Origin of the sequence: Actinomadura pelletieri DSM 43383 (genome assembly GCF_003634705.1) — a bacterium.
Lineage (GTDB): Bacteria > Actinomycetota > Actinomycetes > Streptosporangiales > Streptosporangiaceae > Spirillospora > Spirillospora pelletieri.
This window is the reverse complement of sequence record NZ_RBWU01000006.1, coordinates 127,021-144,375: the sequence shown is the minus strand read 5'-3', so window position 1 is coordinate 144,375 and position 17,355 is coordinate 127,021. Positions and strand designations below refer to the sequence as shown.

At 70.6% G+C, this 17,355-nt stretch carries 19 protein-coding genes; 5 read left to right on the top strand and 14 right to left on the bottom strand.

What is annotated here, in order from left to right:
* Positions 1 to 84 precede the first annotated feature (84 nt).
* The 13 genes from BZB76_RS34950 to BZB76_RS25835 form a co-directional block, all read right to left on the bottom strand.
* A complete protein-coding gene (locus BZB76_RS34950; RefSeq protein WP_170180741.1) occupies positions 85 to 264 on the bottom strand; it encodes a low temperature requirement protein A in 180 nt (59 codons plus the stop codon).
* Between the two features lie 103 nt (positions 265 to 367).
* Positions 368 to 1,210, bottom strand: a complete 843-nt coding sequence (locus BZB76_RS25890) for a lysophospholipid acyltransferase family protein (protein ID WP_121437039.1) — start codon at positions 1,208 to 1,210, stop codon at positions 368 to 370.
* Entirely contained in the window at positions 1,207 to 2,214 is a 1,008-nt protein-coding gene (locus BZB76_RS25885; protein ID WP_121437450.1) for an NAD-dependent epimerase/dehydratase family protein, read from the bottom strand. Before BZB76_RS25885 ends, BZB76_RS25890 begins: the two co-directional genes overlap by 4 nt.
* Positions 2,215 to 2,252: 38 nt before the next feature.
* Positions 2,253 to 2,351, bottom strand: a complete 99-nt coding sequence (locus tag BZB76_RS25880; RefSeq protein ID WP_018654693.1) for a 30S ribosomal protein bS22 — start codon at positions 2,349 to 2,351, stop codon at positions 2,253 to 2,255.
* 390 nt (positions 2,352 to 2,741) lie between these two features.
* Positions 2,742 to 2,945 carry a helix-turn-helix domain-containing protein gene (locus BZB76_RS25875; protein WP_021591693.1) on the bottom strand — a complete coding sequence of 68 codons (204 nt, stop codon included), beginning with the start codon at positions 2,943 to 2,945 and terminating at the stop codon, positions 2,742 to 2,744.
* Positions 2,946 to 3,275: 330 nt separating this feature from the next.
* Positions 3,276 to 4,127 carry a phosphatase gene (locus BZB76_RS25870; protein WP_420534822.1) on the bottom strand — a complete coding sequence of 284 codons (852 nt, stop codon included), beginning with the start codon at positions 4,125 to 4,127 and terminating at the stop codon, positions 3,276 to 3,278.
* Positions 4,128 to 4,134: 7 nt separating this feature from the next.
* Positions 4,135 to 5,355, bottom strand: a complete 1,221-nt coding sequence (locus BZB76_RS25865; RefSeq protein ID WP_121437038.1) for an acetoin utilization protein AcuC — start codon at positions 5,353 to 5,355, stop codon at positions 4,135 to 4,137.
* Positions 5,356 to 5,434: 79 nt separating this feature from the next.
* Positions 5,435 to 5,869 (bottom strand): hypothetical protein, encoded by a 435-nt coding sequence (locus BZB76_RS25860; protein WP_121437037.1) that lies wholly within the window; start codon positions 5,867 to 5,869, stop codon positions 5,435 to 5,437.
* An 81-nt stretch (positions 5,870 to 5,950) separates the two neighbouring features.
* Entirely contained in the window at positions 5,951 to 6,745 is a 795-nt protein-coding gene (proC, locus tag BZB76_RS25855) for a pyrroline-5-carboxylate reductase (RefSeq protein ID WP_117401572.1), read from the bottom strand.
* Positions 6,746 to 6,812: 67 nt separating this feature from the next.
* Positions 6,813 to 7,733, bottom strand: coding sequence for a proline dehydrogenase family protein (locus BZB76_RS25850; protein ID WP_121437036.1), 921 nt, complete (start codon positions 7,731 to 7,733; stop codon positions 6,813 to 6,815).
* A 76-nt stretch (positions 7,734 to 7,809) separates the two neighbouring features.
* On the bottom strand, positions 7,810 to 9,039 hold the full coding sequence (locus BZB76_RS25845; RefSeq protein WP_121437035.1) for an LCP family protein: 1,230 nt from the start codon (positions 9,037 to 9,039) through the stop codon (positions 7,810 to 7,812).
* 110 nt (positions 9,040 to 9,149) lie between these two features.
* Positions 9,150 to 9,782 (bottom strand): TetR/AcrR family transcriptional regulator, encoded by a 633-nt coding sequence (locus BZB76_RS36465; protein WP_121437034.1) that lies wholly within the window; start codon positions 9,780 to 9,782, stop codon positions 9,150 to 9,152.
* Positions 9,779 to 10,663 (bottom strand): sugar phosphate isomerase/epimerase family protein, encoded by an 885-nt coding sequence (locus BZB76_RS25835; RefSeq protein ID WP_121437033.1) that lies wholly within the window; start codon positions 10,661 to 10,663, stop codon positions 9,779 to 9,781. The genes BZB76_RS36465 and BZB76_RS25835 overlap by 4 nt, the downstream gene beginning before the upstream one ends.
* Before the next feature lie 185 nt (positions 10,664 to 10,848).
* On the opposite strand from BZB76_RS25835, the gene BZB76_RS25830 reads away from it, so the two are divergent.
* The 4 genes from BZB76_RS25830 (at position 10,849) to disA (ending at position 15,404) form a co-directional block, all read left to right on the top strand.
* Positions 10,849 to 11,547: a class I SAM-dependent methyltransferase gene (locus BZB76_RS25830; protein ID WP_121437032.1), complete on the top strand. Its 699-nt coding sequence runs from the start codon at positions 10,849 to 10,851 to the stop codon at positions 11,545 to 11,547.
* Between the two features lie 65 nt (positions 11,548 to 11,612).
* Positions 11,613 to 12,749: an alpha/beta fold hydrolase gene (locus tag BZB76_RS25825; RefSeq protein WP_121437031.1), complete on the top strand. Its 1,137-nt coding sequence runs from the start codon at positions 11,613 to 11,615 to the stop codon at positions 12,747 to 12,749.
* A 31-nt stretch (positions 12,750 to 12,780) separates the two neighbouring features.
* Entirely contained in the window at positions 12,781 to 14,208 is a 1,428-nt protein-coding gene (gene radA / locus BZB76_RS25820) for a DNA repair protein RadA (RefSeq protein ID WP_121437030.1), read from the top strand.
* A gap of 113 nt (positions 14,209 to 14,321) precedes the next feature.
* Positions 14,322 to 15,404: a DNA integrity scanning diadenylate cyclase DisA gene (disA, locus tag BZB76_RS25815; protein ID WP_121437029.1), complete on the top strand. Its 1,083-nt coding sequence runs from the start codon at positions 14,322 to 14,324 to the stop codon at positions 15,402 to 15,404.
* 243 nt (positions 15,405 to 15,647) lie between these two features.
* Here disA and BZB76_RS25810 read toward each other — a convergent pair whose 3' ends face one another.
* Positions 15,648 to 16,256: a hypothetical protein gene (locus BZB76_RS25810; protein ID WP_121437028.1), complete on the bottom strand. Its 609-nt coding sequence runs from the start codon at positions 16,254 to 16,256 to the stop codon at positions 15,648 to 15,650.
* 69 nt (positions 16,257 to 16,325) lie between these two features.
* Here BZB76_RS25810 and BZB76_RS25805 point away from each other — a divergent pair, with 69 nt between their 5' ends.
* On the top strand, positions 16,326 to 17,204 hold the full coding sequence (locus BZB76_RS25805; RefSeq protein ID WP_121437027.1) for an HhH-GPD family protein: 879 nt from the start codon (positions 16,326 to 16,328) through the stop codon (positions 17,202 to 17,204).
* Positions 17,205 to 17,355: the final 151 nt, after the last annotated feature.

Below are 17,355 nucleotides of genomic sequence, written 5' to 3'. Positions count from 1 at the left end.
GGTCTCTACTCCCGTTATCCACACCTACAGATGAGACCTTCAGTATGGCGTCGAGGGGACGCCGTCATCGTCCATTCCCGGTTCTCACAGGGCGGCTGTTTTCGGTCGACTGATGAGGAGCAGCAGGATGATGGTGAACAGCCCGTAGCGTTCGCCGATGTGGTGCGGATGCCACGTCGTCGTGCCCGCACGTTCCGCGATCGGCGGGACGGAGGACGCGAACCAGGTGAAGCTCATCCACGCCCACCAGATGGCCAAGAACACCAGAGGAACGGCGGTACGGCGTCCCCGGTGTGGTCCTCCTCGGTGGCTCGTCCACGTCCCGGGCGACCATCCGGCTACGGAGCGCATCCGTGCGCTCACTCTGTCAAAGGAACGCGGGGCCCCGGCGGAGGAGGGTCTCGTAGAGCATTCCCTGGACGTTCTCCCGCACGTGATCGGTGATGTTGAAGACCGTCATCGGGTCGTCGGCGGTGTCGGCGTCGTACTCGTCGAGGGTCATGGGTTCCCCGAACCTGATCATCCACTTGGACGGCAGCGGGATCAGGCCCGCCGGGCCGAGCAACGGGAACGTCGGGGTGACCGGGAAGTACGGAAGGCCGAGCAGGCGGGCCAGCGCCGGAATGTCGCCGATCTTCGGGTAGATCTCCTCGGCGCCGACGATGGCGCACGGAACGATGGGGACGCCCGCGCGCAGGGCGGTGCCGACGAAGCCGCCACGGCCGAAGCGCTGCAGCTTGTACCGTTCGGAGAACGGTTTGCCGACGCCCTTGAACCCTTCGGGGAACACGCCGACGAGTTCGCCCTTGGCCAGCAGCCGGGCGGCGTCGGACTTGCAGGCGAGCGTGTGCCCGCCCTTGCGGGCCAGTTGCCCGAGGATCGGGATCTGGTAGACGAGGTCGGCGCCGAGGAGGCGGACCCGGCGGCCCACGTGGTCGTGCACCGCGACCGACAGCATGATCGCGTCGACGGGGATGGTGCCGGAGTGGTTCGCGACGAGGAGCGCGCCGCCGTCCGGGATGTTGTCGACACCGCTCAGTTCGACGCGGAACCAGTGCTCGTACAGGGCGCGGGCCGGGGGCAGCAGGACCGCGGACGTGAAGTCGGGGTCGTAGCCGAACTCGTCCACCTCGTAGTCACCGGACAGGCGACGCCGCAGGAAGGCCAGACCGGACGCGATACCGCGTTCCAGAGCGCCGCGTTCGGTCATCGCGATGTCCGTCCGAGGAGGGCGGTCAGCGGGCCGTGGCCCTGGGCGGCGGTGAAGTAGGCGAAGGCGGCCTCAGTACTGTACTTGGGACGCCACGACAGCTCGTTCTCCAGAGCCGCGGTGTCGATGACACGGCCGAACTTGAGCCAGCGCAGCAGCTCCGGTGAGAACCCGGACAGTCCGGCGAACCGTCGTCCCATGTCGCCGAGCACCGACAGGGACGGCGACGGGACGGGAACGTACGGGCGTCCCGCGCGGCGAAGGGCCTGGGAGAGCAGCATCACACCGTCTCCGGCCACGTTGAAGCAGCCGGGATGGTCCTCGACGGTCATGCGCCGCAGCACCTCGACGCCGTCGTCCTCGTGGACGAACTGGAGTCGCGGGTCGAAGCCCAGCACCGTCGGGACGACCGGCAGCCGCAGATACCGGGTGACGAGGGAGTCGACGCCGGGGCCGAGGAAGTTCGCGAACCGCAGCACCGACACGGTCAAATCGGACCGGCGCCGCATCAGCCCGCGGACGTAGCCTTCGATCTCACCCGCGTCCTTGGCGTAGCCCGACCGCGGCGCCTCGACCGGCTCGTCCCGTTCGGTGAACACCGCCGGGTCCATCGGGGAGGAACCGTAGACGGCCGCCGATGACCGCACGACGAGCTTGCGCATGTCGCACGAACGCTGGCACGCCGCGAGCAGCTGCATCGTGCCGATGACGTTCAGCTCCTTCGCCTTCGCCCGCGGGACGGACGAGGACGTGACGAGGCTGAGATGCACCACGGTGTCGACCCCGGCCGACGCGATGAGGTTCGCGATGCTCGGGGTGCGGATGTCGACGCGGACGAACTCGGTGCGGCCGAGGGACACGCCGTGCGACGTGTCGGGCGGCACGGTGTCCACTCCGATGACACGCTCGATGCCGGGATCGGCCTGGAGCGTGTTCGCGACCCGCGCCCCCAGGAAACGGGACACGCCCGTGACGAGGACGACACGGGCCGCGGCGGCGGGCAAGGAGGACACTGTGCGCCCCACCCCTTACGGCGTGACGGCTACTTCTTGTTGCGTCGCTGGATGCGCGTCTTCTTCAGCAGCTTGCGGTGCTTCTTCTTGGCCATCCGCTTGCGACGCTTCTTGATGACAGAGCCCACGAGACCTCGCTCGGCATTTCCGGTGGTGTGCAGGAGACGGACGTGCCGCAGGCGAGCATCACTCGAAACGCGGGCACGGTCCGCCGCCCAAGGGTACCGCTGTACCGAGAGGTTTCTCGCGTTGGGCCGCGTGATGGACGCGCGGGATCCGATGAGCGTACGGGGCCTGGCACCGCGCGTCGCGCGGCGCCGGGCACCGTTCCGCGTGGGCGGGCTTGCCCGGTGGCCGTGGCCGCCACCGCCCGTCCCACTCGATGTCCGGACCGTTTTACCGGTCCTCGTTCTGTTTCCCCAGCTTCGGGACGATCCCTGGGGACCGTCCCGACGCCCCCTGCACGGCCGGGTATGGAGTAGGCGGCGGGGTCATGGTCCATTCCCCGCCCTTACCCGTTATCCGGCTTCGATGTACGCGTCGCGCAGGTAGTCGTGAACGGCCTGCTCGGGAACCCGGAACGAGCGGCCCACGCGGATCGCGGGAAGCTCGCCCGAGTGGACGAGGCGGTAGACGGTCATCTTGGACACCCGCATCACCGCCGCCACTTCGGCCACGGTCAGGAACCTGACCTCGCTCAGAGGTCGCTCGCCTGAGGTCATCGGACGCCCTCTTCCACACGTGCCGCGCACCGGCCCTTCGGGTGACTTTGATCACGCACGTGTACATCCTCCAGCGTAAATCGCGCACCGGCAGTCGCAAGAGGGGAGTTCCGCACATTTCCGTATCCCGACCTGACCTGGAGGACACAGTGCTGATTCCACACACAGCGTGGACAAGACGGCACAAGGAGTGGCAGACGAACGGTTGTCAACCGGAACCCCGGCCTGACCTGCGGTTCCAACGTTCCCGATGGTGTTGCGCAAGCTCATGCGTCCCGATACGGCAGCCCTGTCACAGGCAGTGACAGACGGGGCGCCCCGGCCGGGAGGTCAGCCGGGGTGCCGCAGGCCCGCGCGCCCCAGGATGTAGGCGGTCAGCGGCGCGTAGAGCTGCGGAGACACGCCGTCGTCGAGCGGAACGACCACGTCGATCTTGCCTTCGGCGGCGCCGGCGAACAGCGCCGGATCGTTACAGTCCGCGAATCCGACGGTGTCGATGCCCGCCTGTCCGGCGGCTCCGGCCCAGCCATGGTCGGCAATGGCCAGATCCGGCCAAAAATCAGGTTTAGCTTTCGTGGAGTCCATGGAAACGCTATCGGCCAGCTCGCGCAGCATGGCCTCCATCGGCTGCGGATCATGCGTGTGATGCGTCCGGTGATCGTCTTCCAGCATCGCCACGCCCGGCTGGGCATAGACGATACGGCGCAGGTCAGAGCCGCCGTCAAAGGTCTCGATCTCGTACGTCCAGCCCGCCGCGGGAGTCAGCAGACGGCACCCGGCCCGCTCCAGTGCCAGCGCGACCGTCTGGTACAGCGGCGCCAACGTCGCCGGGTGGCCGGTCGCCAGCACCACGTTCTCGCGGCGGCGGGCGGCGAGACCGATGCGGTCGCCCATCGCCTCCAGCGTGTCGAGCGTGATCTCCGGGTCGATCGTGTCGACCCCGGTCTCGTGGCGGGGGTCGGGGTCGACGCCGCAGCGTTCGACCATCATCTCCAGGACGGTCTCCTCCGTCCACGACGGCTTCAGTTCGAGGCCGAACTGGTAGTACGGGTGCCCGGCGACCATTCGCCGGTAGTGCCGCAGGTTGTTCTCGCGGGGTGTCGCCACCTCGCCCGCGATCATGTTTCGGACGATATGGGCGCGCAGCTCGTCTCGGGACGGGACCGGGGGGATCGAAGTCATCGGGCCGTCACTCGTCCGTCATCGGGTCGATTCCATGCTCGGGGAACACCGCCCGCCGCGTCGCCAGGATCGCCTGGTCGATCGGACTCGCCGGGTCGTAGCCGTCGCCCCACCTGTTGACCTCCACTTTCGCCGTGTCCGTCCCGTCGGTCATCCTGCGGGGAGCGACCTGCCCGGTCCGCTGGAGGACGAAGTCGCGCCACCCTCCGGGCGTCGGCGTCTCCGGCGCGATCGGGGCGCCCGCCGCCTCCGCCAGCAGATGGGTCCAGGCACGCGGCACGACCTGCACCAGCTCGTAGCCGCCGCCCCCGGTGAGGACCCAGCGGCCGCCCGCGGTCTCGTGCGCGAGCCCGTGCAACAGCCCGTACGCCGTCCGCTGCCCGTCCACGCTGAGGGTCAGATGCGCGAGGGGGTCGAGCGTGTGGCCGTCCGCGCCCTGCTGTGTGACGAGGACGTCCGGGCGGAACCGGCGCAGCAGCGGCGGGACGATCGCGTCGAACGCGCGCAGCCATGGCCCGTCGCCGGCGCCCGGCGGCAGCGAGATGTTGGCGGACGTGCCCGCGGCGCCCGTCTCGTCCGGGAACCCGGTGCCGGGGAACAGCGTCCGCGGCGTCTCGTGCAGGCTGATCGTCAGGACGCGCGGGTCGTCGTAGAAGGCGGCCTGGACGCCGTCGCCGTGATGGACGTCGATGTCGACGTAGGCGACGCGCTCGGCGCCGTTGCGCAACAGCCACGCGATGGCGATGGCCGGGTCGTTGTAGACGCAGAAGCCGCTGGCGGCCCCGCCGAGCGCGTGGTGCAGGCCACCGGCGATGTTGGCGGCGTGCTCGGCGCGTCCCGACCACACCGCCTCCGCGGCGGCCACGGACGCGCCCGCGACCAGCGCGGACGCCTCGTGCATGCCCGGGAACACGGGGTTGTCGGGGGTGCCGAGCCCGTGCCGGGGATCGGCCGCGCCGGTCGCGCCCGCCCGCTTGACGGCCGCGATGTAGGGCTCCTCGTGGACGAGCCGGAGCAGCTTGTCGTCGGCGGGCTCGAACCCCGACACCCGCACGTTGGGCCGGTCCAGTACGCCGAGTTCCCGGGCCAGCGCCATCGTCAACTCGACGCGGACGGGGTTCAGCGGATGGCCGGAGCCGAAGTCGTAGGAGACGAGCCGCTCGTCCCAGAAGATCTCCAACCCGCAGTTCTCGGGCCTCGACGGCCCGGCGGACGCGGCACTGCACATGGACTCACGGTATCGCGGCCGGCTGACGGCCCTACTTCGCGCGCACCGCGAACGCTTGTCCGGGAACCGAACCGCCGGGTCAGGCGTGACCCGCGTGCTCGCGGCTCGGGGCCTCGTCGTCCCGGCGCCTCCCACGTGCCGCGGTGAGGAACCCGATCAGCGCGGCGACCGTCGCGACGCCCTCGCCTACCAGGCTGATCGTCTTCTCGGTGTACCAGACGGGCTCGTGCATGGAGGGCAGCGGTCCGATCGCGCCGACGTCGACGTAGTAGTAGAACACCAGCGCGCCGACCGCGCTGCCCGCCACAAGGAAGGCCAGCAGGTACGACCAGCGGGTCGCGTAGGCGAGGATCACCACCGCGACGACCCCGGCGATCGCCGCCTGGACACGGAAGAGCAGGTCACCGTCGATGGAACCGCCCTGGACGAAGGCCATCTCCGGGGCGAATCTCCAGTGCACGATCGCGTCGGCCGCCAGTCCTGCGGCGACGAGCAGGCGGAGTATGAGTCCCATACCTCCTACACGGGCGGAACCCCGGATCGGCTCAATGTTGAAAGATGAACTTTCGCTCGGGGGCGGCCGGGGCGGCCGGGTTCACCCCTCGGCCAGCTCGCGGCCCCGGTTCCGGGCCGCCTCGATGGCCTCCAGGACGGCGGCGCGGACGCCATGCCGTTCCAGCTCGCGGATCGCGGAGATCGTCGTCCCGCCCGGGGACGTGACCGCCTCGCGCAGCAGCACCGGATGCTCCCCGGAGTCGCGGAGCATCACCGCGGCGCCCACCGCCGACTGGACGACCATCTCCAGCGCGGCGGCGCGCGGCATGCCGAGCAGGATGCCCGCGTCCACCATCGCCTCGACGAGGTAGTAGAAGTACGCGGGGCCGCTGCCGGACAGGGCCGTCGCGCCGTCCTGCAACGACTCGGGGATGCGCAGCACCTTCCCGACCGGCGACAGCAGCTCCTCCGCCAGCTTCAGATGCTCCTCCCCGGCGTGCGACCCGGCCGAGATCACGCTCATCGCCTCGTCCACATGGACCGGCGTGTTCGACATGACCCGCACCACCGGCACGCCCTCCGGCAGCCGCGCCTCGACGAACCCGGTCGTGATGCCCGCCGCCATCGAGATCACCAGCCGTCCGGGCGGGACCCGCGCGCCGATTTCGTCCAGCAGGACGCCCATGTCCTGGGGTTTCACGGCGAGGACCAGCGTCTCGGCCGTCGCGGCGGCCTCCGCGTTCGACACGATCTCGACGCCGTACCGTTCCCGCAGCAGCGCGGCCCGCTCCTCGCGGCGGACGGTCGCCATCAGCTCGGACGGGCGGCGCCCGGCCCGGAGCACCCCGGACAGCAGCGCCTCGCCCATCTTCCCGGCACCCAGAATCGCGATCATCGGCATACCTTGACGTGGGAGAACATCGATCGGTCCAGCCTATCGCCGCGCCCTTTCCCGGCGCGGTTCAGGAGCGTCCGACCAGGGCGCGCATGAAGAAGCGGAGATTGGCGGGCCGCTCGGCGAGACGCCGCATGACGTACCGGTACCAGTCGTGCCCGAACGCGACGTAGACACGGACCTGCGCGCCCTGCGCGGCGAGCCTGCGCTGCTCCTGCGGACGGATCCCGTACAGCATCTGGTACTCGAACGTGTCGGGGTCGCGTTCGTTCAGCACGGTCAGCGCGCCGGCGATGTCGATGAGCCGCGGATCGTGCGTCGCGAGCATCGGATAGCCCTTACCTGCCATGAGCACCTTCATGCACCGCACGAACGACCTGTCGATCTCGTCCTTGTCGGTGAACGCGACGGACGCGGGCGCGGCGTAGGCGCCTTTGCACAGCCTGACCCGCGACCCCTCGTACGCCAGTTCCGCGCAGTGCTCCTCGGCTCGCCGCAGATACGCCTGGACGACGGCGCCCACGTCGGGAAAGTCGCGCCGCAGTTCGTGGACGATCCGCAACGTCGAATCGACGGTGGTGTGCCCCTCCATGTCGAGCGTGACCGTCGTACCGGCGGAACGGGCCGCCAGGCAGATCAGACGCGTGTTGTCCAAGGCGAGGTCTTCGTCGAAGGTCTGCCCGACCGCCGACAGCTTCAGCGACACCTCGGCGCGTGTACCGAGACCGGTGGACTCGAGCCGTTCCAGAAGCTCGACGTACCGCTGGACGCTCGTCTCCGCCTGACCCTTGTCGTGGGTGTCCTCACCCAGCACGTCCAGGGTGACGAGCAGGCCCTCGCCGGTCAGGTCGGTGGTGACGCGCTCCGCGTCCTCGATCGTCTCACCGGCGATGAACCGGCGGACGACGTCGTCCGTGAACGGCGCGGTCTCCACGACCCTGCGCGCGCCGCCACTGCGCGACGCGGCGAGCAACGCCTGACGAAGCACTGTGCGAACTCCTCGTTAACGGACCTCACGACCAGGTTATCTTCGCCGTTGAGAAGCCCGACGCTCAGGCTCCCGCTCAGGACACGGTGTCGAGGCCGTTCCCGCCGCCGTACTGCTGCACGTACTCGTCCATGCGGGCCGTCTTGACCGCATCGAACAGCGCCTTCGCCTTCTCCTGGTTCAGGAACACGACGCTCTGTTTGGCGCGCGTGCCCGTGCCCTTGTGCGGGGCGGTCAAGAACACCACGTCCGACGCCCGGACGCCCCGCATGCTGAGCGCCAGCGAACGCAGGTCGCCCGCCGAGACCTCCTCGTCCACGCTGATCGACTTGGTGAGCGCCGACAGGAACCGGTCGAGCTTGAGCGGGTTCGTGAGCGTCCCCCGGGCCGAGGCCTGCCGGGCGAGGGCCCCGAGGAAGGCCTGCTGCCGCTTGATCCGGTCGAAGTCGCCGTTCGGCAGGTTGTAGCGCTGCCGGACGAACAGCAGCGCCTCCTCACCGTCGAGTTTGTGCTTGCCCGCCGTCCACTGCTTCTTGCGCGCCGGGTCGTACACGCTCTGCTTGATGTTGACGGTGACGCCGCCGAGCGCGTCCGTCATCGACTTGAACCCCTCGAAGTCGATGGCCCCGTAGTGGTCGACGCGGATGCCGGTGAGGTTCTCGATCGTCTCGATCAGCAGCTTCGGCCCGCCGAACGAGAACGCCGCGTTGATCTTCTGGTTGCCGTAGCCGGGGATCTCGACCCACGAGTCACGCGGGAACGAGACGATGTACGCCTTCTTCCGGTCCGCCGGCAGATGCAACAGCATGATCGTGTCGGTGCGCTGCTGCCCCGGCTTCCAGACCTGGTTGCCCTCGCCGGTCGTGGCGGCGTCCTCGCGCGAGTCCGAGCCGACGAGCAGCCAGTTCTCGGTGCCCTCCACGTTCGGGCCCGGCCGCTGCGGCCCCGCGGGCATCACGCCCTTGATGCGGTCGATGTTGCCGTTGTAGGCCGACTGCCGCTGCCACGCCAGCCCGCCGACGCCCGCCACGACAAGGGCGATGAACACCCCGACCGCGATCAGGAGGCGGGGCCAGCGGCGCTTACGCGTCCGCGTGCCGTCGCCGCCGCCGTCCCCCCAGAACACCGCGTTCTCGGCGCCGTCCGTCCCGGCCCCACCGCCCGGACCGCCGCCTGCACCGCCGCCCGGAGCGCCGCCTGCACCGCCGCCCGGACCGCCGCCTGCACCGCCGCCCGGAGCGCCGCCCTCGCGTGGCTCGCCGGACTGCTGTGGCGTGGTGGCGCCGGGGAGATCTCCGGAGGTCATGCCGCCGAAGCTACCAGCCCGATCAGGCCGGGAACGCCTAAGCCGAGCGGGATGTCCGAATCAGGCGACCCACGGGGCCGGGGTAAACCCAACCACCGGCGCAGGGGTCGTCAGGGCGCGAGATAACGCTGGACGGCGGGCGCCACCAGCTCGACCAGTTCGTCCTCGGATGCGGACGCCAGCGGCTCGACGCGCACGACATGGCGCAGGATCATCAACCCGATCAGTTGACCGGCGGCGGCCTGAACCCGGAGCGCGGGCGCGTCGATGGTCTTGCCCGCCCGGCTGAACAGCACGGACGTGACGAACTCGCGCAGCAGGGCCGCCGCGCGCTCGTTCGTCATCGCCGAGCGGAGCATCGCGAGCAGCGGCGCGCGGCGCTCCTCGTCCCGCCAGACCTCCAGCAAGGTCCTGGTCATCAGCTCACCGACCTCGTCCCTGGGGACGGACGCGACGCGCGACAGGACGACCGCCGGATCCACCGGAAAGCGCAGCGCCTCGACGAACACGCCTTCCTTGTTGCCGAAGAAATGGTGGACGAGGGTGGGGTCGACTCCTGCGGCGCGGGCGATGGCGCGCAGCGACGTCCCGTCATAGCCCTTCTCGGCGAAGAGGTCGCGTGCCGCCGCGAGGATCTCCTCGCGCGTCTCCGTGGGTCCGGGTCGCCGACCGGGCCTGCGTTCGGGATCGCGTCCGGAACGTGCCCTGCCCTGTTCGCCCGCGGTTCGCGAGGGGTCGGTCACCGGGAGCCTCGGCGGGTGACCTCCCCCGCCGGGGTGACCTGCCAGGTGCGGTCGGCGGCGGCGAGGTGCAGCCGGGTGAACGCCAGCGCCTCGGCGAGATCCTCCATCCGCTCCACCCGGCTCGACGCCCGGCGCGTGTTGATCTCCATGACGATATGTCCGCCGAAACCGCCCTCGGCGAGGCTCTCCAGCATCTCCGCGCACGGCTGGTTGCCACGGCCGGGCACGAGATGTTCGTCCTTGTTCGTGATGCCCACGCCGTCGGCGAGATGGATGTGCCGCAGCCTGTCCCCCAGGGACTCCGCCATGTCGAGGGCGTCGGAACCGGAGACGGCGGTGTGGGAGAGGTCGAGCGTCACATGCGGATAGTCCTGGTCGACCGGGTTCCAGTCGGGCAGGTACATGCCCGCCTCGGCGCCGCGCGCCTTGAGCGGGAACATGTTCTCCACCGCGAACAGCACGTCCGTCTCGTCCTGCATGCGGGCGATGCCGTCGACGAACTCCTTCGCGTACTCGCGCTGCCACCGGAACGGCGGGTGGACGACGATGACCTCGGCGCCGAGTTCCTCGGCGACCTCCTTGGAACGCACCAACTTGCCCCAGGGCTCACGCCCCCAGACCCGCTGGGTGAGCAGCAGGCACGGCGCGTGGATCGACGTGATCGGCATCTGGTGGTAGTCGGACAGCCGGCGCAGGACGTTCAGGTCCTGCGAGGAGGCGTCCGTGGAGACCATGACCTCGATGCCGTCGTAGCCGAGCAGCGCGGCGATCTCGAACGCGCTCGGAACCTTCTCCGGGTACACCGACGCGGTGGACAGCGTGATCGGCGCGTCCGGGACGCGAAGGGCCGGTGAAGGGACGCCATTGTGCTGCGCGGTCAAGGCTTCCTCGCCAGGAATGGTCGCTCGACAGTGTTCGTAGGGCCGACGGTCGAAAGGTGCTGTACGCAAGCAAAGCCTATGCGGACTCCGCGGTGATGAAACCCTTGCCCCGCGTGATGCCGGTATCTCTTGCACCGGAGTGCACCGGCCCGTGGTAACCGGCGTGGCGGCTACCCTCTGTGCCCGTGGCCGAGATCGCCCGGGGCGCCGTGCCGAGCCCCAACATCTGGAACACGCCCCACATCTACGAGCTGGAGAACCGCGCCGTGGACCCCGACGGCGTGCTCGCGGACGCCATGCGCGCGATCCGCCCGTGGACGGGGTCGGACGTCCTGGACGTCGGTTGCGGCACCGGCTTCCACCTGCCGTTCTTCGCCGCCGACGCGCGCCGGGTGATCGGTGTCGAGCCCCACGCGGGCCTCGCCTCCGCGGCCGCGCGCCGGACGCGGGACCTGCCGAACGTCACCGTCCGCGTCGGCACCGCGCAGGCGCTGCCCCTCCCGGACGCGTCGGTCGACGTCGTCCACGCCAGATGGGCGTACTTCTTCGGACCGGGCTGCGAGCCGGGCCTCAAGGAACTCGACCGGGTCGTCCGGCGCGGCGGCGCGATCCTCATCATCGACAACGACGCGACACGGTCCACGTTCGGCCGCTGGTTCAGGCGCAGCCTGCCGAAATACGAACCGGACGCAGTCGAGCGGTTCTGGACGCGGCGCGGCTACACCCGGAAGCCGTTGACGATCCGCTGGTCCTTTCGGAACCGCGAGGATTTCGCCGCCGTCCTACGCATCGAGTTTCCTCCTGAAGTGGCGGACGCGTGCCTGCGCGAGCACCCCGGCCTGGAGGTGGACTATGCGGTCAATTTGTGGTGGCGTTGCCCCTGAATTACCGGCGGGTCGGACAGCCTGTCGGACGGCGTGCCGCGACCTTGAGATACGGAGGATCGACCATGGGCCGTGCCGCCAAGTCGAGCCCCAGCGCCCCCACCACGACCCCCCGGGACCACGCCGCTCCCCGACCCGTCGCCCGGGGCCGGGCCCTGCGCGGACTCCTCGCCGCCACGGCGCTCGGCACCGCCGGCGCCGGTGCCGGGCTCGCCGGGCTGGCCGTCCAGCGCCGCGCCCTGCGCCGCCTCGAACTGCGCCCCGACCCGTTCGCGGGTGAGCCGTTCGGCTCGCTGCGCGGCCGTCCCGTCTCCGTCCGCGCCGGCGACGGAACCCGCCTGTACGTCGAGATCGACGGCGACGACCGCACCGACCTCGCCGTCGTGTTCTGCCACGGCTGGACGCTCACCCAGGACTCGTGGCACTTCCAGCGCAGGGCCCTGCGCGGCCACGCCCGTCTCGTCTTCTGGGACCACCGGGGCCACGGCCGGTCCGGCGGCTGCGCCCGCGACGGCTACGCGCTCTCCCGACTCGCCGCCGACCTCGCCGCCGTGATCGACGCGACCGTCCCCGAGCGGACGCCGATCGTCCTTGTCGGCCACTCCATGGGCGGCATGACCATCCTGCGCTACGCGGACGAGAACCCCGACCTCATCGGCGGCAGGATCGCCGCCACCGCGCTGCTGTGCACCTCGTCCAGCGGCCTCAGCGAACTCACCTTCGGCGGCCCCGCGCTGCTCGCGCGCACCGCCCACCGGGTCCTGCCCGGCGCGCTCGCCGCGCTCGGCGTCGGGTCCGCCGCCGTCGAGCGGGTCCGCCATCTCGGGCGCGGCGCCGTCACCCTCCTGGAGGACGTGATCGCGTTCGGTCCCGACGCCGGGCCCGCCGCCGTCGCCTTCACCGAACGGATGATGGTCGAGACCCGGATGGACGCGTTCGCCGGATTCCTCCGCTCGATGATCACGACGGAGCTGATCAGCGACTGCGCGTCCCTGGCCGGCGCCCGCAACCTCGTCATCGGCGCGGAGCACGACCGGCTCACCCCGATCGAGCACAGCCTCAAGATCGCCGCCTGTGTGCCGGACGCGCGGCTGGAGATCGTCCCGGCGGCGGGCCACATGGTCATGATGGAACGCCCCGACCTGGTCACCGACCATCTCCAGAAGCTCCTGCTGTCGGTGCCGCCGTCCGCCGCGTCCTGAAGTTGTCACATGGCGGCTCTACGCTTTCGCCATGGCGAAGGCGAAGACGGCGAAGGCCGCCTACCGGTGTTCGGAGTGCGGCTGGCAGACGTCCAAGTGGGTGGGGCGCTGCGGCGAGTGCCAGACCTGGGGCACGGTCACCGAGGCGGCGTCCGCCACCCCGGCGCGGGTCGTGTCCGCCGGGCCGGTCAGCGCTCCCGCCCGTCCGATCGGTCAGGTGGACGTGCGGTCCGCGCGGACGAAGGCCACGGGGCTCGACGAACTCGACCGGGTCCTCGGCGGCGGCATCGTGCCGGGGGCCGTGCTGCTGCTGGCGGGCGAGCCGGGCATCGGCAAGTCGACGCTGCTGCTGGAGGTCGCCGCGCTCGCCTCGTCCACGGAGAAGCGCGAACCGGACGAGAAGTCACGCGTCCTCTACGTGACGGGTGAGGAGTCGGCCGAGCAGGTGCGGCTGCGCGCCGACCGTGTGGGAGCGATCACCGACGACCTGTACCTGGCGGCCGAGACCGAACTGTCCGCCATCCTCGGGCACGTCGACGTGGTGGAGCCGTCGCTGCTCGTCGTCGACTCCATCCAGACGATCGGGACGTCCGAGGTCGACGGCGCCCCCGGCGGCGTGACACAGATCCGCGAGGTCGCCGCCAACCTCATCCGCGTCGCCAAGGAACGCGGCATCACCGTCGTGCTCGTCGGCCACGTCACCAAGGACGGCGCGATCGCCGGGCCCCGGCTGCTGGAACACCTCGTCGACGTCGTCCTGTACTTCGAGGGCGACCGGCACTCCCGGCTCCGCATGATCCGCGCCGTGAAGAACCGGTACGGGCCGACCGACGAACTCGGCTGCTTCGACCTGTCCGAGGTCGGCATCGTCGGGCTGCCCGACCCGAGCGGGCTGTTCCTCACCCGGCGGGACGAGCCCGTCCCCGGCACCTGCGTCACCGTGACGCTCGAAGGCCGCCGTCCGCTCGTCGCCGAGGTGCAGTCGCTGGTCGCCAAGTCGCATCTGCCCTCGCCGCGACGCGCCACGTCCGGGCTGGACACCTCCCGTGTCGCGATGGTCCTCGCCGTCCTCGCGCAACGCTGCAAGATCTCCATGCACGAGCAGGACGTGTACGTGTCGACCGTCGGCGGAGTGCGGCTCACCGAGACGTCCGTCGACCTGGCGCTCGCCCTCGCCGTCGCGGGATCGACCGTCGAACAGTCCCTGTCGAGCACCCTCATCGCCCTCGGCGAGGTCGGGCTCGCCGGTGAGGTCCGTGTCGTGCCCGGCGTCCAACGACGCCTCGGCGAGGCCGCCCGGCTCGGGTTCAAGCACGCCGTCGTCCCGCGCGGCTCCCTCGAACTCGCCGACGGGCCACTACGCCGCGCCGACCCGCAGCTCACCAGCTACGAGGGAATGAAGGTCATGGAAGTGGACAGCCTCCAGCAGGCCCTACAGGTCTCTTTCACGGCACCGTAACGCGAATGGCACTAGAGTGTCACTCAGCGCGATCGACGCTTGCGACCAGGGGAGGAACCGGCGCCCGGCCCTCCTCGGTAAACTGACGCCGTCCAGCGACCTCCGGGGGTCAGGTGCCATCACACGACAAGGGTCATGACGAACGCCGCCGCGCCACATTGGCCGCGGTGGCCCCGGGCACCCAGATTCGCGACGGACTGGAGCGGATTCTGCGGGGCCACACCGGCGGCCTCATCGTGCTCGGGTGGGACAAACCCGTCCGCGACCTGTGCACGGGCGGCTTCGAACTCGACGTCGAGTTCTCCGCCACCCGGCTGCGCGAGCTCGCCAAGATGGACGGCGCGATCGTCCTCGACGACACCCACAACCGCATCGTCCGCGCCGCCGTCCATCTCGTGCCGGACTCGACCATCCCCACCGAGGAGTCGGGAACGCGCCACCGCACCGCGGAACGCGTCGCCCGCCAGACCGGCTGTCCGGTCATCTCGGTCAGCCAGTCGATGCACATCATCGCGCTGTACCTCGACGGCATCCGCTACGTCCTCGAGGACTCGGCGGCGATCCTCTCCAAGGCCAACCAGGCCCTGGCGACGCTCGAACGCTACAAACTGCGGCTGGACGAGGTGTCCGGCACGCTCTCCGCACTGGAGATCGAGGACCTCGTCACCGTCCGCGACGTCAGCGCCGTCGTCCAACGCCTGGAGATGGTCCGCCGCATCGCCGACGAGATCGAGGGCTATGTCGTCGAACTCGGCACGGACGGCCGCCTCCTCTCCCTCCAGCTCGACGAACTGGTCTCCGGCGTCGACGTCGACCGGGAACTGATCGTCCGCGACTACCCGTCCGACGACACCCGCGCCCGCGGCGTAGCCGCGATCCTCTCGGCGCTCGACACCCTCTCGGCCACCGAACTGCTCGACCTCTCCACGGTCGCCGACGTGATGGGCTTCTCCGGCCCCGACGCGCTCGACCTGCCCGTCAGCCCGAAGGGCTTCCGGCTCCTCGCGAAGGTCCCCCGCCTGCCGAGCATGGTCGTCGAACGTCTCGTCGAACACTTCGGCGGCCTACAGAAACTCCTCGCCGCCAGCATCGACGACCTCCAGGCCGTGGGCGGCGTCGGCGAGTCCCGAGCCCGCAGCGTCCGCGAAGGCCTCTCCCGCCTCGCCGAATCCTCCATCCTCGAACGCTACGTCTGACCCCGCCCAGCCCAGCCGAAACCTGCCGCGCGACGTCGCGCGCCCCTCAGGGCGCGACGTAGGTGCCGCGACCGCAGCCGACGATACCGACCAACGGCACGCGAAACGGCCCCCGCCTCAACCTGCCCCCTGACGTCGGGGCCCCTCGGGTCGGCGGCATAAGCGTCGGGACAGGCTGGGAGCCGCGCTCATGGCTCAGACGTCGATTGCGCACAATGGCACGTCTCAAGGCCCCCGCGTCGGTCAGCGCAGGTAGAAGACCTGGCGTTTGGCGTGGCCCTTCAGGGTGGCGACGTAGGTGCCGGGACGGGCGGGGGTGGTGCGGGCGCAGCCGCGGCCGCGGTTCCAGATGATGGTCTCGACCAGGGGGATGCCGCGTCGGAGTGTCGTCTTGGACGACTCGCCGCGGCGGCATTCGGCGGATGACCAGATCCGGTCGGAGCCGGAGGTGACGCGGAGATCCATCGAGGCGCGGTCGAACAAGCATGACCCGCCGCCCATGTTGACCACCGTGACCCGGAACTCGGGCCGGGCGCGGCCCGAGTAGGTGTCCCTGCCCGCCGACAGGTTGACGACGAGGTCGCGGGCACGGCAGGGGCCTCCGCCGTCCGGCGGTCGCGGGGTGGTCGTCGCGGTGACGGTGACCGTCGGCATCGCCGTCGGCGGGGGCGCGGAGGTCGCGCCGGCGACCGCGCCCGCCTGCCGGACCGGCTCCTCGTCCCCGGTGTCACCGGTGCAGGCCCAGGCGAGCGCGCCGACGACGACCAGGGCGCAGGCCAGGGCCGCCGCGCGACGCCGCCGGTATGGATTGAGTCGAGAACCGCCAGGGTCACGTTCAGCGTCCAACCCCATACGGTCAGTATGCATTTCCCGGACCGGAAAGAGCGGACGACCCGCCGCGTGCCACAATGGCGGCGCGCCATGAACTACGACACCGCCTACACCGCCCCGATCCTCGACTGGTACGAGGCGAATGCCCGTGACCTTCCGTGGCGGGCCCCGGACGCGACACCGTGGGGCGTCCTCGTCAGCGAGATCATGCTCCAGCAGACACCGGTGTCGCGTGTCCTGCCCGTGTGGGACGCCTGGCTGACCCGCTGGCCGACGCCCGCCGCGCTGGCCGCCGAACCGTCCGGGGAGGCCGTGCGGGCCTGGGGACGGCTCGGCTACCCGCGCCGCGCGCTGCGACTGCACGAGAGCGCCCGCGCGATCACCGAACGGCATGGCGGCGAGGTCCCGTCGTCGCACGAGGACCTGCTCGCGCTGCCCGGCATCGGCGCCTACACCGCCGCGGCCGTCGCGAGTTTCGCGTTCCGGCAGCGGCATGCCGTCCTCGACACCAACGTCCGGCGCGTCCTGGCCCGGCTGCTGTCCGGCGACGAGTATCCGCCGAAGTCCCAGACGAGGGCGGAGGTGAAGCTCGCCGAGTCTCTGCTGCCCGCCGATCCGCCCACGGCCGCCCGCTGGTCCGTCGCGACCATGGAGCTGGGCGCGCTGGTCTGCACCGCCCGAGCGCCCCGGTGCGTCGACTGCCCGGTCCTGGACAGGTGCGCGTGGCAGCGGAACGGTCGGCCCGCCTACGACGGCCCACCGCGCCGTGGCCAGACCTACGCGGGCACCGACCGCCAGTGCCGGGGCCGCATCCTCGCCGTCCTCCGCGACGCAGAGGGCCCGGTTCCGAAACCGGCCATCGACGTCGTCTGGTCGGACGGCCCCCAGCGGGAACGCGCCCTCGACGGCCTGATCGCGGACGGCCTGGTCGACCCGCTGGACGACGGCCGCTACGCCCTCCCCTCCTGACCGTAGTAATCGCAGGCCCGGCCCGATTAATCGCAGGCCCGGCCCACTGCACTCGCCTTGCGGCTCGCTGTGTTGATCGCAGGCCCGGCCCACTGCACTCGCCTTGCGGCTCGCTGTGTTGATTGCAGGCCAGGCCCACTGCGCTCGCCTG